The organism is Hymenobacter volaticus (assembly GCF_022921055.1).
Lineage (GTDB): Bacteria > Bacteroidota > Bacteroidia > Cytophagales > Hymenobacteraceae > Hymenobacter > Hymenobacter volaticus.
The window spans coordinates 2,415,586-2,429,314 of the sequence record NZ_CP095061.1 but is presented as its reverse complement, the minus strand read 5'-3'; the positions used below and the strand labels follow the sequence as shown (position 1 = coordinate 2,429,314).

Below are 13,729 nucleotides of genomic sequence, written 5' to 3'. Positions count from 1 at the left end.
GCTGCAAAACACAGCGAAAATTCACAGCCCAGAAATGTAATGGCACCTTATTTGGCTAGTAGCTCTACAGCACAGTTGCAACCTACTCTTGCCGTACTATTTCACTGTCCCACCAGCTATGCCCCTCTTGACCACTGTTCTGCTTCCGTACCAGAACCTCGCCCCGACCTCCACCGTTAGGGGAGCAGTTTCTGATTGCACCAGTTATCGTTTTCCCGTAGCCGCAGCGCAACTTCGCCACGGTTGGAACTCGGCCGGACTAGAAGTCAGCTCCACTTTCAATGCCTTTAACAGAACCCTTCCTATGCGCTACATTTGGATAACATTCGTTGCGCTGGTTGTTTTGATGCTTGGCGTGTTTGAGTTGCATAAGCCACAGTCCGCTGGCAATTCCCAGAACGAACCCAACCGCGAGCAGCCTCCTGTGCAATCTGCCGTCTGGACAAGCAACCGCGCTGCCACGCCGCACCCCGATAGTGTGGTTCGCTTTGCTATGCGGCAACTTGGCACCAACTACTGCTACGCCGGCAACACCCCCGCTACTGGCTTCGACTGCTCTGGTTTTGTGCAGTATGTGTTCGGCCGCTTTAAAGTGGAAATGCCTCACTCTACGGGCTTACTCATATCGGTCGGCAAGCCCATAGCTCGCACGCAGGCCCGCCCCGGCGACATTGTGGTCTTTACCGGCACGGCGGCCAGTTCTACCACCCCCGGCCACGCAGGCATTGTCGTATCGGAACCCGGTGAGCCGTTGCGGTTCATTCATTCTTCGTCGGCTCGCCGCGAATCGGGCGTGAAGATCAGCCAAGTAGAAGGCACCGACTACGAACGGCGTTTCATGAACATACGGCGGGTGCTGTAGAGCTTTGAGTATATGAGTAGCTGAGATATTCGTTCAAAAGAGCTAACATAGTAGAACGCTTATTTAGCTACTCGTTCAGTTACCCTTAAAAAGAGCGATGCCCGGACTGCCTATGCAAAACCTCAGTTGAGAGGCTGCTGGGCGGTCCGGGCATCTAATCCTTCAAATCTTACCGAGCGACGAGTCTGGGGTACAGCCCCGTCATCTTATATGTAAGACCTTGCCAGAATGCGGGAAAAAGCTAAATGGAAGCGTTTTTCCGCGCGAAAGCTGTTGTTAAGCGCGTCCGGCGGTGAAGCAGACTACATTCGACAGGCTTGGCAGGATTCGTTTGGGACTATCAGACATTTTGTACCTCCTTTCTTTACGTTCGACATAACCCCGGCCGCGCTTCCCAGCACCTTAGGGCTGCTTGGGCGGGGTTGTAGCACTCGCTACGGATGGTAAAGTTAAAAGCCTCTAGGATGGTTCAAAATTAAAAGGCCTTTTTTTACGCTACTTAGGGCTATTCTGAGTCAGACAACTGAGGTTCAGGCACTTTATTTTGTGTAGCTACATGTTGCTTAACCTGGCCTCAAAGTTGCCTACTGGCAATTCGCAGTAACTGCACAGCACACCGTGCTTTTGTTGGAGTTTTCTTTTATCTTTTTCCCACATACTCATTCCCACTCCCCTCTTTCCATGAAAAAGTTTCTCCTCCTGTGCCTGACCTGCTTGCTTAGCTGCGTGGGCGTGGCTTCCGCCCAAACCCTTTCGCCCCTTGGTATTTGGACCAACGCCGAGAAGAAAGCCACTTTTGAAATCTACAAGTGCGGCGACAAACTTTGCGGTAAAATCGTGACTCTGACCGTGCCCAACGATCCGGCTACGGGCAAGCCCAAAACCGATTCGATGAACCCCGACCCGAAGTTGCGCACCCGCCCTCGGTTGGGCTTGGTGTTTATGCAAGGCTTTGAGTACGACGACGACAACAAGTGGGACGATGGCAAAATCTACGACCCAGAAAGCGGCAAAACCTATTCTTGCTACATGAAGATGAACAGCGCCAACTCCATGGAAGTGAAAGGCTATATCGGCTTCTCGATGATCGGCAAATCACAGACTTGGAGCCGGGTGAAATAACCGTTGCTTCGCTCTCTAGCGTATACCAAGCGGCGCTCTTGCTTCAGCAGGGGCGTCGCTTTTTTACTAAATTACCCATCTCTCAAGTTCTGCTCTATTAAATTTCTATCACAACTTGCTGAATATGAGTAGTTGCCCCTACGACAATCTGCCTTTTTAGGACTGCTAATTTAGCTTCCTACTGAGCTATAGGTCGAGCCAATTACTTATTAACCTGCTCTTTCGCTTTGAAATACACCCTACTTAGTTACTTATTTTTCCTGGCTAGTCTGGTTTCTGCCCTAGCGCAAACGTCCACCGCTACCCCACCACTCGGGGTGTGGGCCGACGACACCGGCGATTCGCATATCGAGTTATATCGGTGCGGTGAAGAGTTGTGCGGCCGAGTGGTATGGCTTCGGCAGCCTACCGATCCTAACGGCAAACCCCGTCTCGACCAAAAAAACCCCAAGACTGAGCGACGCAACCAGCCCCTAAAAAACTTAACAGTGCTGCAGCACCTTCGCCACAACCCCAACAACGATCGGTGGGAAGGTGGTGAGATTTATGATCCGGAAAACGGCCGCACTTATTCCTGCTACGTAAGCGCCGCCGGCAAAGACCGGCTGGAAGTGAAAGGCTACATTGGTTTCTCGATGATTGGTAGGTCCCATTACTGGCAGCGGGTAAAATGAATGCCCAAGCCTCGCTACTATGCAGGCAACCAGCAATTATTTAATTTATTTTTAACCGAAGGCAAGCCCCGGCACGGAGCTTGCCTTCGATATTTTAGCCCTTTACTCAATGATTTGAGGGATTTCGTTGAACAGTCCGTCGAAACCATTTGTCTCGGCTGGTGTTCTCCCTCCATATCTCATTCCCACCTTGCATCCTTTCCTAAAACGGCTTTTTTCTTCGCCATCTGCCTCCACCCAGGCCGAGTGGCAGCCCCTACAACGCACTCCAGCTGAGCAGCGGAAGCATGCGCAGTGGGTGGAAGAACAGGTGTATCTGAACTGGGCAGGTCCTTATTTCAAAGCTTATCATTTCAGCAAAGCCGGTATTCATGGCAAAGAGCTTCGGGTGCAGTTGCTGGCGGAGCATGGACGCCAAGGCGCGGTTTTTTTCTATGACCCTAGCATCGGGCCCGGCAACTTTCGCCACTTCTTCGACCTAATCGGCGAGCGGGTAGTTGACCTTGGGTACCGGCTATCCACGTCCGATCAGCGCAACTTGCACCACGAGCGGTACACTGAAACTATAGAAAAGCATTTCCTTAAGCCGCTGCCCCGCGACTGCAGTACTACTGGCCGCTGCTTACAGCGCTTCGGTACGGTCACGGTAGATTTGGTGAGCATAAACAATCAACCCGGCTTTATTCGCTTCACTAGCAACCCCTATCAGGATTCCATCTTCACCCCGGCTCATTCCTTCGACGAGTTGATGTCCGCTGTATTAGATATGCCTCCTGCCCGCCTGAGGTGCAAGGGCTTATCAAAAAATACTACAAAGGGTAAACGACAGGTAGCAAGGGCTTACAGTTGTTTGGCTTCCATACAAAGGAAAAGGGCCGGTCTTCTTTCGAAGCCGGCCCTTTTCCTTTGTATATCATACCATCACACAATTCTAAAGGTCCTACTCTCGCACGAAGCGCGCTAGCGAGACCATGCCGTTGGGCGTAGCAAGGCGCAAGTGGTAGAGACCAGCCGCCAAACCACGCGTGTCAAGTTGTGGGTTCAGGGGGTCCACAGTTTGCCGCAGCCACACGCGGCCAGTAGCATCCGTAACTTCGGCCAAGGCGCGCGCAGTCAGGTCGGCAAGCACGAGAGTTTCGTGGCAGGGATTAGGATAAACGGTAAGATGCGCAACGCGGGCCGCAGAAGTATTACCTAAAATCAGCGTATTATCGCGGGTTACGGTACCTGAGCCATTTAAAATCCACTGGGCAGGATCAACTTCGATACTGGTTATTGTTTTGCTGACAGGTACGCTAAATGTTGACACCAGCTGGCTTTGGCGCAGGCGCAACGTCTGGGTGGTGTTGTCAGTGAAGGTGAGCAGGTAGTCTACGTCAGTGTCGAAGAACGGCGTTACGCTGGGCATGCTCACGGTTTCGGTGGTTGCAAGGAAGAAGGTTTGGCCGGTCTGGTTCCAGCGCACGTTGAAAGTGGGGTATCCTTCGCCGGCGAACCACTGATTGAAGAAGTACTGCAATGGCTGGCCAGCTTCTGCCTCGAAAACGCGCTGCAAATCAATAGTTCGGGCTGTACGGCCGCTGTACGTAGTCTGGTAAGTACGCAAAGCGCGGAAAAACTTCTCGTCGTCGTTTAGCAGATAACGAAGCATATGTATTACAACAGCTCCTTTATTATAAGTAAGCCGTCCGCTGAAGATGCGGCCAACATTTGTAGTATCAGGCACCCGGACGCTGCCATCGGGACTACGCAAGACGCTGTTGTGCACGCCGTCCAGCCACTGCCGGGCTGCAGGGGTTGATGCGAAACGGTCGAGCGACAGGTATTCGCCATAGGAAGCAAAGCCTTCGTTCAGCCAGATATCTTCCCAAGAGCCGCAGGTAACGTTGTCGCCGAACCACTGGTGGAACAGTTCGTGGGCCGTCAGCGTGAATGTGAAGCCATCCTGCGTGGTCATGGTTTGATGCTCCATACCTCCTCCAAGCGGCGCCATGCTGTGGCCGTATTTTTCGCTGGCAAACGGATAAAGCCCTACCAGGCTGGAGTAGTTTTCGATGAAGCCCGGCGTACGGTCGATTTCGGTGCGGAAGTTGGTGAGAGCCGCCTGATTGTATACATAATTGACAATCGGAATCTGGGGGCCGCCTACGGGATTAGCGTAGTTAGTATACTCGATGTAGGGGCTACCGCCACCGACACCAAGTAGTAGGCAATGGGTTTGACGCGGTGCTTCCACTCGTAGCGACTTTTATTGTTGGCTAGTGGCGTTACGCGCTGCAATACGCCGTTCGAGCCTACTTTATTGCTGCTGCTCGTTGTCACCCACACGTCCACCGAGTCCGCCTTGTCGGTTAGCACTTGCTTGCAGGGCCACCACTCGTGGGCCGAGAATGGCTCAGACAAGCTCCATGTAACATCAACGCCGTAGTTGCTCACCGTCCGGGTGGTCAGGGCATTGCCAATGGCGGACGACTGCCCGCTCGGCGCCGTACCGCGGTAATACACCACGGTGGTGAAAAGCGTGTTGGCCCCTACCACCTGCGGAATAGCGGCTGTAACATCGGAACTGGACCAGCGCCAACCCGCAGAGCGACGGCCATTCACCACCACCGAATCAATAGTATAATCCGGGTAGAGTTCAAAGGCCACAGAGTCGAGAGGCTGCGCGAGCGTTCGGGCTACCATCCGTACGTTTCCGCTTACGTTGCGGGAGTTGTTTTCGAGGGCCAAATCGAGCTTATAATACTTCACATCGTAGCGGTCCATCTTCTGGCGGTGCCGCACGGTGGTAGCTGGCTGGCGCAACGCCGCCTGCACGTGCGAACGGGCGCAACTGATGGCAGCGCTGTTGAGCTCAGAGGTCGTGAGCTGGCTAGGGCCAACCTGCGCGCGCACGCCAATAGCTGTGAATAACATACTGATTAACAGCAAGTAGATGCGTTGCATAAGTGTATGGCAACAAAAATTTGGTGACAATAGAAACTAGTTAAAGCAAGGTCTGAAATATACAAAGGCCCCACTACAAACTGGGGTCTTTATCCTATGGGTTCGCCCTGCAGGTTGTATATTTCGAGAGTTCTTTTCTCTGCTCCACCCTACCTGCAAAAATGGTTCTTTCTTTACTCCAACTATTTCGTGGTAGTTACCGGCTGCCGGGCCTGTTGCTACTGCTACTCCTATTTCTGGGGCTTGGTCGCTCGGCCCGTGCTACGCACATAGTAGGCGGCGAAATGGATCTGCAATACCGTTTGGGGTCCAGCTATACCCTAACACTGAATCTGTATTTCGACGCTCTTAATGGTAATACTGGGGCTTTGGATACTGCTTTGACAGTCAGCATTTTCGATAAAGCCACCAACATGCGGATGCAGAACTTGACCTTGCGCCTCCGCACCAACTCTTTCGTCAACTACACCAATCCGGCTTGCTCATCGACGTCGTCCTTGATTACGCGGCGGCTGATATATACTGCTGGGGTTGATTTGATGGCCAACCGCTACAACAGCCCAACTGGTTATTACGCGGCGGTGGAGCGCTGCTGCCGCAACAACGGTATCAACAACATTCTGAATCCGGGTGACGCCGGCCAAACCTTCTACCTGGAGTTCCCAGCAGTTGTGCGCAACGGCCAGCCCTTCCGCGACTCCACCCCCCGGATATTCCCGCCCCTGAGCGACTATGCCTGCCGCGGCGAACTGTTTTACTACGACTTTGGCGGGCAGGATGCCGATAACGACTCGCTGGTGTACGAACTCGCTACTCCTTTTAATGGCAACTCCACTCCAGGCGACCCAAAGCCGTTTGCGGCGGCTCCACAACCCTACCGGGAAATCCGGTGGGCGGCAGGCCGCAGTGAAACCAACCAGATTCCGGGCACCCCTACCCTGACCATAAATCGATTTACGGGCCGGCTACAGGTGCGGCCCTCCCAGGTAGGGTTGTTTGTGTTTGGCCTGAAATGCTCGGAATTTCGGGATGGCGTTAAGATTGGAGAGACCCGGCGCGACTTTCAACTCAAAGTAATACTCTGTACGCCCAACTCCGCTCCGAGCATGACGGTGCGGGCGTCTGGTGCTGCCATTTACCGCGAAGGCGTGGATACGGTGCGCTTGCGCCCCGGTACCGAACGTTGCCTGAATCTTCGCTTCACTGACCCTGATTCTCCTTCGCAATTAGCGTTGAGCTTGCGGGCGGTCAACTTTCCGGCTGCCCTGCTGCCGGCTTTCTCTCTCACGCAAGGCACCATCCGTACTCCTGGCCTCCCCGATACGCTGGTGTCGCGGCTGTGCTTTCCCAGCTGTTTCAACTCGAAAGGGCAGGTGTATTTGATGGATATTATCGTGGCGGACAACGGCTGTAGCCTACCAAAGCGCGATACGGTGCGCGTAGCCTTCACGGCCCTGCCCGACCCGAATAGTCCGCCTGCTTTGGTGAGCACTGCGGGTCCGGCCTTGCCGCTGAAAGCCCGCGTAGGCGACCTGATAACGTTTGACGTAACCGGTACCGACCCCGACAGCGACCCGGTTACGTTGACAATGAATGGCGTTGGATTCCAACCAGCTGATGTAGGCGCTACCTTCACGCAGGGAGCCAATGGCAGCCAGATTCGGGGCGGTTCTCGTGGCGCGTCGATTGCCGAGCCGCGGGTCGTCCCTTGCACGAATTCCGCTTTACGGCCTCGGCGGGGCCCTGCAACGAGCCACAGACCGTAGCCCTGACCGTTCCCATTCAAGTGGAATACAATAATACGCCGCCAGTACTCACCTCACCCGAGCTACCGGCCCCCATGAGTTCCACCGACCCTCCCATTCTTATTCAGCGGCTAGTAGGAGGTGTGTTTGAGGCTACTTTCACCGGTACCGATGTAGATCAGGACCCCTGGTTCTTTCGGCGACGGGCAACGGGTTCGATTTGGCGGCGGCAGGTATGAGTTTCCGCCCCACCAATGGCAATGGGCGCGCGGCGGCCACCTTCCGCTGGGATGCCAACTGCGCTGCCACCGCCCTACCCGACCAGACACTGGAGGTTACGTTTCAACTGCAAGAAACCACTTGCCGGCCGGGCCCGCAGACGCGCGTTGTCCGCTTCAAGCTAGTGCAGTCGGAATCGGTTGAGTTTACGCCGGCCAACATCTTTACCCCTAACGGCGACAACCTCAACGCCACCTTCAGAATCCCCGAACTGCCGGCTGATTTCTGCGACTCGCGCTTTGCCACCATTAAAATATTCTCGCGCTGGGGCAATTTGGTTTACGAGTCCAAGGACCGCAATTTCAGCTGGGACGGGGGCAAACAAGCGGCGGGGGTGTATTATTACCTAATCGAGTACACCGACGGCCGCAAATACAAAGGACCTATTACGCTAGAACGTTAAACGCTGCCTGGTAATGCTGATTCAACACAGCAGTGAATTAGAGCACAACAAAAAGGCCCGGGCTAGCCCGGGCCTTTTTGTTGTGCTGTGCTAAAATATGCTAGTACAAGAACACAAATACGATGAACAACACCACCCAAAGCGCATCAATGAAGTGCCAGAAATAGCTCAGGAGGCGCAGTTGCAGGCGGCGGTACGGGTTACGAATAAAAACCAGGGTACGAACCGCGTCGCGAGAGGCATGGAGCGTGCGCAACAGCAAAGCCAACAAAAACAACATTCCCCGAGCAAGTGGGCTACGTGCAGCGCTGAAATTAGGTAGATGTAGCTACCCGTAGCGAAAGTGTGGTTTTCTACACCCCGAAACGTGACGCCCTGCGCTACCAACTCGCGCCAGCCAAGCACTTGCAGACCCGCAAAAATGCACCCTAGCAACAACGTAGCGCCAAGGCAACGCGTCAGGTTCACCACATCATCGGCGCGATAAATGCGCGGCGCCTGGGCCAACGTATAGCTACTAATCAGTAGCACGATGGTACTAATTGAAAAAAACTTGGGAAAGGGATGCAGTCCGCGGGGCAAGTCGGCCATGTAACGGGTTTGCGCATACGCCACCACCAGAAACAAAAACAACACTCCAATGCCAGCCATAGCCAGATAAAGCATCATCAGCATGGGCGGTACGCGCTCCATGCGCTGGAAGGCGGAGGGCGGTCGGTTAGCCCCTACTTTATCTTTACGTTCTTTATCGGAATTCATGCGTGGTGGCGAGAAGAAAGCGAAGTCCTTGGCAAACCAATCCAGAAAGCTTTAGTTCCGACAGAACTATATCTACTAGGCCGGAAGCCACAAAGCAAGATACGTAAAAGCCTCTCTCACCGACAACCAGAATTACGGGCTTTTCTAGACAAATCAGGATGAAACAACGTGTTATGCTCGTGCCGGCAATGGGTGGAACATTCTCTTGACTGTATCCGCCTCCAGCCGGCACGAGCATAACAACCAGGTTACCAGCAGGATTTCAGTCGCCACGAAAAAAAGACCCAATTTTACCTAGCACGGCGTTGATGGTAATCTTGGGGCTGCGGCCGGTGCCAAAAGTCACGTGCGTTTTGCCTGCCACCCGCAGATCCATCACAAGGCCGAGGCGCAAGGCTAGGTCGTTGAGTTGCTGCAAAGGGTCAATTTTAGGAGCATTTTTAGGTTTAGGAGGCGCGTTCGGGTTTTTAGGAGGTCCGCTCGTGAGCTTATCGAGCACGCGCTGACTAGGAAAATTGACGATGAGGTAGGTACCCGAGGCAGCTATCTGAATAGCGTCGCCATCCCAGGTAACCACCAACTGCGCCTCCAATTCGAGACCGTTAGCCAAGGGAGTCTGGGTTAGTGGGAGGCAAAGCAGGACGGCTGGCCGCCGCTGGATTTTCGCCGCGGGTACGAATGCGCAACGAGCCGTTTAGCCGCCAGGTAGCTGCCGGAGCCGCTGGATTTTGTGGGTTAGAAACTTGTAATTCCATCTGGTCGAAGGCCAGGGCCAGTTCGACTCCACCCGAAAGTTTAGAGAGCAGCGAAGCGGCCGTATCGGCCCAGGAAGTGGGTTGTTGGCTTGAATCAGGCATGAGAGCGTAAGAAGAATAAGTGATACATACTGCCGCCGGGTTGTGGCGAGAAGCTTGGCAGGATTATGGCAAACGACCAGCCTCGGCGCAAGTTACACGCATCATGATATGTGGTACGGCTGGCTGCCAAAACATTCTTCACTCAGCACGGTCATTTAGCTGCTACACTATAATATATCAATTGGCTAATCCAATTAAGCTCGACTACGTATGAGAGCCATCTCCCACTTTTTCTCTGCCCCCACTCCTATGCAATTCCCTTCTCTTTTCTCGCTATTAGCTGTTCAGGGTCTGGCACTTACCTTATCAAGCACGCAGGCTCAAGACACGTCTTCCACCACTCAACACGCGCTGCCCATCAACACCCTCACGGAGTTGGCCATAGCTACGCCTTCCGCCAATCAAGCGTTTGGTATGGCCGACAACACCGAGCTTATTTATCAAATAAAGGATGCGGGCGGTAAGCCAGCAGGCGAGTTGCGACAGCGGGTCGTAACGTTGAGTACTACTGAGCGGAAGGAAAGCAAAAAAGTTGTCGTACCGGAAAACATTACCACACTGAAAAGCGGCCTCTATTCCAACAAGAATCTGTTGGTACGGCTGCAGGACCTAACCTTCCGCAGCCGCCGCGACACCTGTTTCACCGACGGCCTCGCCGACTTAGATGCGGATGCCCTGCGCCGCTTCCGCGACCGGAAAATGGCTTACTCTCCTGCGCCTGTTGCTTGGCCCAATCAGCCCACAGTAGGAACTACGCTCCCCGATGGGGGCATCAACGTGCAGGTTAGTAGCTCGGTGGTGAATATTGCCACGGTTAGTACGATGCTCCGTAAGCGGCACGTCGTGAGCGGGCCTTCGGCATTGACCACGCCAGCGGGCACGTTCAACTGCTATAAGGTGGAAGCTGTGCGCGAGAGTGCCACCGTACCCCGCCCCGACATGGCCATGCGCACTAGCGTGAAGCAAGTAGATTATTATGCTCCCGGAGTAGGCATCGTGCGCACCGAAATCTATGGCAAGAATGGCAAGGTGGCGCAAGTACGCGAGTTAGCAGCTCGCAACATCAGTGCGGAATAGTGCCGTGCCTGGCATCAAGCTAGAACTTTGTAATTTCCGGAGTGTTAACTTCTTGATTCCACTGTCTAGACTACCCCTATGACTACCAAGATTCTTGTACTGGCTGCTACCCTAGCTTCGTTAAGTGCCTGCCAGTCTACTCCGGCTACCGATGCGGCCACTGCCAGCAAGCCCGCCACCGAAACGGCGGCCGCGCTGCAAGGCAAAACGTATGGCGCCGCAGTGACGGTCGAGGGTGCCAAGCCGCTTTCCGAGCTCAAGCAGGTATTAGGCAACCAAGACTCGGCCAAGGTGAAGCTGGTAGGCACCGCCGACGCGGTCTGCCAAGCCAAAGGCTGTTGGCTAACCATGAAAACGCCCGAAGGCCAGGAAATGCGGGTCCGCTTCAAAGACTACGCCTTCTTCGTTCCCAAAGACATAGCCGGCAAAACTGTAGTCATAAATGGCTGGGCCCACCGCGAGGAAGTGCCCGTCTCGGATTTGCAGCACTACGCCAAAGACGCTGGTAAATCAGCGCAGGAAGTAGCTGCCATTACCAAGCCCGAGGAGCAATTGAACTTCGAGGCCGACGGCGTGCTGATAACCGACAAAATGTAGTCTTAGCACTGGTCGGCCGCAAAAGCTGTTAATCAATTAGTTTCTGTAAGTAAAAAGCCCGTTGGTTTCGAAACCAACGGGCTTTCTATATCCTGAGTATCCCGAAAGCCGTAGCTTGCGAAGCCACTGACTCCTAACCAGGCTACTAGTGGCTTAGTTGAAGCTTCTGCGCCCCTCTTTTATGACAACCGACATTCAGCAGCAAATTTCCGCCCTCACCGAGCGCCTGCATCACCTCAATTACCAATATTATCAGCGGGATATTTCCGAGGTATCCGACCAAGAATTCGACCAGCTTTTGGCCGATTTGCAACGCCTGGAAAAAGAGTATCCGCAATATGCTCTTCCTAACTCTCCTACGCAGCGGGTGGGCGGCACCATCACCAAGCAGTTCCCCACGGCCCTGCACCGCTACCCCATGCTCAGCCTAGGCAATACCTATTCGGAAGCGGACTTGCGCGAATTCGACGAGCGGGTACGCCGCGGATTGGAGGGTGCCGAGTTTGCCTACGTCTGCGAGTTGAAATTTGACGGAGTGGCCATGAGTCTCACCTACGAGCAAGGCCAACTGACGCAGGGCGTCACGCGCGGCGACGGTACCCGCGGCGACGTTGTTACCAACAACGTGCGCACCATCAAGAACTTGCCGTTGCACCTACGCCCCGACACGGCCGCCAAGCAACCCGCCGAAATGGAAGTACGAGGCGAAATATTTATGCCCCTACCCGTTTTTGCCGAGCTGAATGCCGAGCGTGAAGCCAATGGCGAAGCGCTACTAGCCAACCCGCGCAACGCCGCCAGCGGCGCCCTCAAACTTCAAGATTCAGCCTTGGTGGCCGAACGGCGGTTGCGGTTCTACGCCTATTCCTTCCTGATGCCGGGTCGGAGCATGTTTCAAACTCATAGCGCTTCCCTGGAAGCTTTGCACGCCTGGGGCCTACCTGTATCGAACACGTGGCGGCTCTGCCGAAGCATGGACGAGGTGCTGGACTTTGTGCACGAGTGGGACAAGAAGCGCTTTACCTTGCCTGTTGCCACCGACGGCATTGTTATCAAAGTAGATGATTTCCGGCAGCAGGAGCTACTCGGGTATACATCGAAGAGTCCACGTTGGGCTATTGCCTACAAGTACCCCGCCGAAGCAGCCCGCACGCGCCTGCGGGAAGTGCAGTACAACGTCGGGCGCACCGGCGCCGTCACGCCCGTGGCGCTGCTCGACCCTGTGCCATTGGCTGGCACTGTAGTGAAGCGTGCGTCCGTGCACAACGCCAATCAGATTGCGGCCCTCGACCTGCGGCTCGGCGACATGGTGTTTGTGGAAAAAGGCGGCGAAATCATTCCTAAAATCACGGGTGTTGACCTCACGGCCCGCCTCCCCGAGAGCCAGGCCATTGTATATCCTGCCACGTGCCCGGCCTGCGATACGCCGCTTATCCGCCCGGCGGGAGAGGCGCACTACCGGTGCCCCAACGAGCGGGGCTGCCCCCGCAGCGCAAAGCCAAACTCGAACACTACGTGTCGCGCAAGGCCCTGGACATCGACGGCCTAGGCGCCGAAACCGTCGGGCGGTTCTTCGATTTGGGGTTAGTCACAGACGCTGCTAGCCTATACGACCTGCCCGCTAAGGCGCAGGAACTGGCGCAGTTGGAGCGCATGGGCGAAAAGTCGGTGCAGCGCTTAGTAGCCGGTTTAGAGCAAAGCAAGCAAGTGCCTTTCGAGCGAGTGCTCTTTGGGTTAGGAATACGCTACGTAGGCGAAACCGTGGCTGAGAAACTAGCGGCGCACTACCGCACGGTAGATACCATGGCCCAAGCCTCAGTAACCGAGTTGGCTGCCGTACCCGAAGTAGGAGGAGTTATTGCCGAATCGGTGGCGGCGTGGTTTCAGGAGCCGGCCAACCGCGATTTGGTGGAACGGCTACGGACGGCGGGGGTGCAATTGGCCCTTACGGGTGAAGCACCGCAAGCAGTAAGCAACCGACTGGAGGGCCTAACCTTCGTCTTGTCGGGTGTGTTCGAGTTGCACAGCCGGGAAGAACTGCAAGCACTAATTCAGGCGCACGGCGGCAAGATAACGGGCAGCATCAGCAAGAAGTTGAGCTACCTAGTAGCCGGCGACAAAATGGGTCCGGCCAAGCGCGAAAAAGCTACGGAGCTGAAAGTGCCCATCATTTCAGAGACTGATTTGCTGGCCATGATTCCGACTGAAACAGAGGGTAACTTTAACGGTTCCGAGGGCTTGGATGTACCACTGAATGACGTACAAGATTTAGGCATTTCCTCGAAATCCTCTGAATCTGACTCATTTCCAGCACAAAGCAGTGGCACAGGTCAACAGGGTTCTCTATTTTAGGGCCCTCATAATACCGGCCTCCCGGGCAGCATACTTTCACGAATGGGTTAGCCTGG

At 54.7% G+C, this 13,729-nt stretch carries 14 protein-coding genes and 1 pseudogene; 10 read left to right on the top strand and 5 right to left on the bottom strand.

The window, feature by feature from the left end:
- Positions 1 to 118 precede the first annotated feature (118 nt).
- From MUN86_RS10530 to MUN86_RS10515, 4 genes are all read left to right on the top strand, one after another.
- Positions 119 to 862 carry a C40 family peptidase gene (locus MUN86_RS10530; protein WP_245125080.1) on the top strand — a complete coding sequence of 248 codons (744 nt, stop codon included), beginning with the start codon at positions 119 to 121 and terminating at the stop codon, positions 860 to 862.
- A 681-nt stretch (positions 863 to 1,543) separates the two neighbouring features.
- Positions 1,544 to 1,984, top strand: coding sequence for a DUF2147 domain-containing protein (locus MUN86_RS10525; protein ID WP_245125078.1), 441 nt, complete (start codon positions 1,544 to 1,546; stop codon positions 1,982 to 1,984).
- Positions 1,985 to 2,211: 227 nt separating this feature from the next.
- On the top strand, positions 2,212 to 2,658 hold the full coding sequence (locus MUN86_RS10520; RefSeq protein WP_245125075.1) for a DUF2147 domain-containing protein: 447 nt from the start codon (positions 2,212 to 2,214) through the stop codon (positions 2,656 to 2,658).
- 190 nt (positions 2,659 to 2,848) lie between these two features.
- On the top strand, positions 2,849 to 3,622 hold the full coding sequence (locus tag MUN86_RS10515; RefSeq protein ID WP_245125073.1) for a hypothetical protein: 774 nt from the start codon (positions 2,849 to 2,851) through the stop codon (positions 3,620 to 3,622).
- Here the strand turns inward: MUN86_RS10515 and MUN86_RS10510 are convergent.
- Positions 3,599 to 4,894, bottom strand: a complete 1,296-nt coding sequence (locus MUN86_RS10510; protein WP_245125070.1) for a M1 family aminopeptidase — start codon at positions 4,892 to 4,894, stop codon at positions 3,599 to 3,601. The genes MUN86_RS10515 and MUN86_RS10510 overlap by 24 nt on opposite strands.
- On the bottom strand, positions 4,804 to 5,604 hold the full coding sequence (locus MUN86_RS10505) for a gluzincin family metallopeptidase (RefSeq protein ID WP_245125067.1): 801 nt from the start codon (positions 5,602 to 5,604) through the stop codon (positions 4,804 to 4,806). Before MUN86_RS10505 ends, MUN86_RS10510 begins: the two co-directional genes overlap by 91 nt.
- A gap of 161 nt (positions 5,605 to 5,765) precedes the next feature.
- On the opposite strand from MUN86_RS10505, the gene MUN86_RS10500 reads away from it, so the two are divergent.
- Genes MUN86_RS10500 through MUN86_RS10490 form a run of 3 tightly spaced genes read left to right on the top strand, consistent with a single transcriptional unit; the run spans position 5,766 to position 8,031 of the window.
- Positions 5,766 to 7,370: a hypothetical protein gene (locus MUN86_RS10500; protein ID WP_245125064.1), complete on the top strand. Its 1,605-nt coding sequence runs from the start codon at positions 5,766 to 5,768 to the stop codon at positions 7,368 to 7,370.
- Positions 7,313 to 7,588, top strand: coding sequence for a hypothetical protein (locus MUN86_RS10495; protein WP_245125061.1), 276 nt, complete (start codon positions 7,313 to 7,315; stop codon positions 7,586 to 7,588). The genes MUN86_RS10500 and MUN86_RS10495 overlap by 58 nt, the downstream gene beginning before the upstream one ends.
- Entirely contained in the window at positions 7,585 to 8,031 is a 447-nt protein-coding gene (locus tag MUN86_RS10490; protein ID WP_245125058.1) for a T9SS type B sorting domain-containing protein, read from the top strand. The genes MUN86_RS10495 and MUN86_RS10490 overlap by 4 nt, the downstream gene beginning before the upstream one ends.
- 168 nt (positions 8,032 to 8,199) lie before the next feature.
- Here the strand turns inward: MUN86_RS10490 and MUN86_RS10485 are convergent, their stop codons facing one another.
- From MUN86_RS10485 to MUN86_RS10475, 3 genes are all read right to left on the bottom strand, one after another.
- On the bottom strand, positions 8,200 to 8,790 hold the full coding sequence (locus MUN86_RS10485; protein ID WP_245125056.1) for a cytochrome c oxidase subunit III: 591 nt from the start codon (positions 8,788 to 8,790) through the stop codon (positions 8,200 to 8,202).
- Between the two features lie 262 nt (positions 8,791 to 9,052).
- Positions 9,053 to 9,400: a hypothetical protein gene (locus MUN86_RS10480; protein ID WP_245125052.1), complete on the bottom strand. Its 348-nt coding sequence runs from the start codon at positions 9,398 to 9,400 to the stop codon at positions 9,053 to 9,055.
- A complete protein-coding gene (locus MUN86_RS10475) occupies positions 9,393 to 9,647 on the bottom strand; it encodes a hypothetical protein (RefSeq protein ID WP_245125049.1) in 255 nt (84 codons plus the stop codon). Before MUN86_RS10475 ends, MUN86_RS10480 begins: the two co-directional genes overlap by 8 nt.
- Before the next feature lie 249 nt (positions 9,648 to 9,896).
- On the opposite strand from MUN86_RS10475, the gene MUN86_RS10470 reads away from it, so the two are divergent.
- The 3 genes and pseudogenes from MUN86_RS10470 (at position 9,897) to ligA (ending at position 13,673) form a co-directional block, all read left to right on the top strand.
- Positions 9,897 to 10,724, top strand: a complete 828-nt coding sequence (locus MUN86_RS10470; protein WP_245125047.1) for a TapB family protein — start codon at positions 9,897 to 9,899, stop codon at positions 10,722 to 10,724.
- Between the two features lie 78 nt (positions 10,725 to 10,802).
- On the top strand, positions 10,803 to 11,321 hold the full coding sequence (locus tag MUN86_RS10465; protein WP_245125044.1) for a DUF4920 domain-containing protein: 519 nt from the start codon (positions 10,803 to 10,805) through the stop codon (positions 11,319 to 11,321).
- Positions 11,322 to 11,502: 181 nt separating this feature from the next.
- Positions 11,503 to 13,673 (top strand): annotated as a pseudogene (gene ligA, locus MUN86_RS32370) (NAD-dependent DNA ligase LigA).
- Positions 13,674 to 13,729 lie beyond the last annotated feature (56 nt).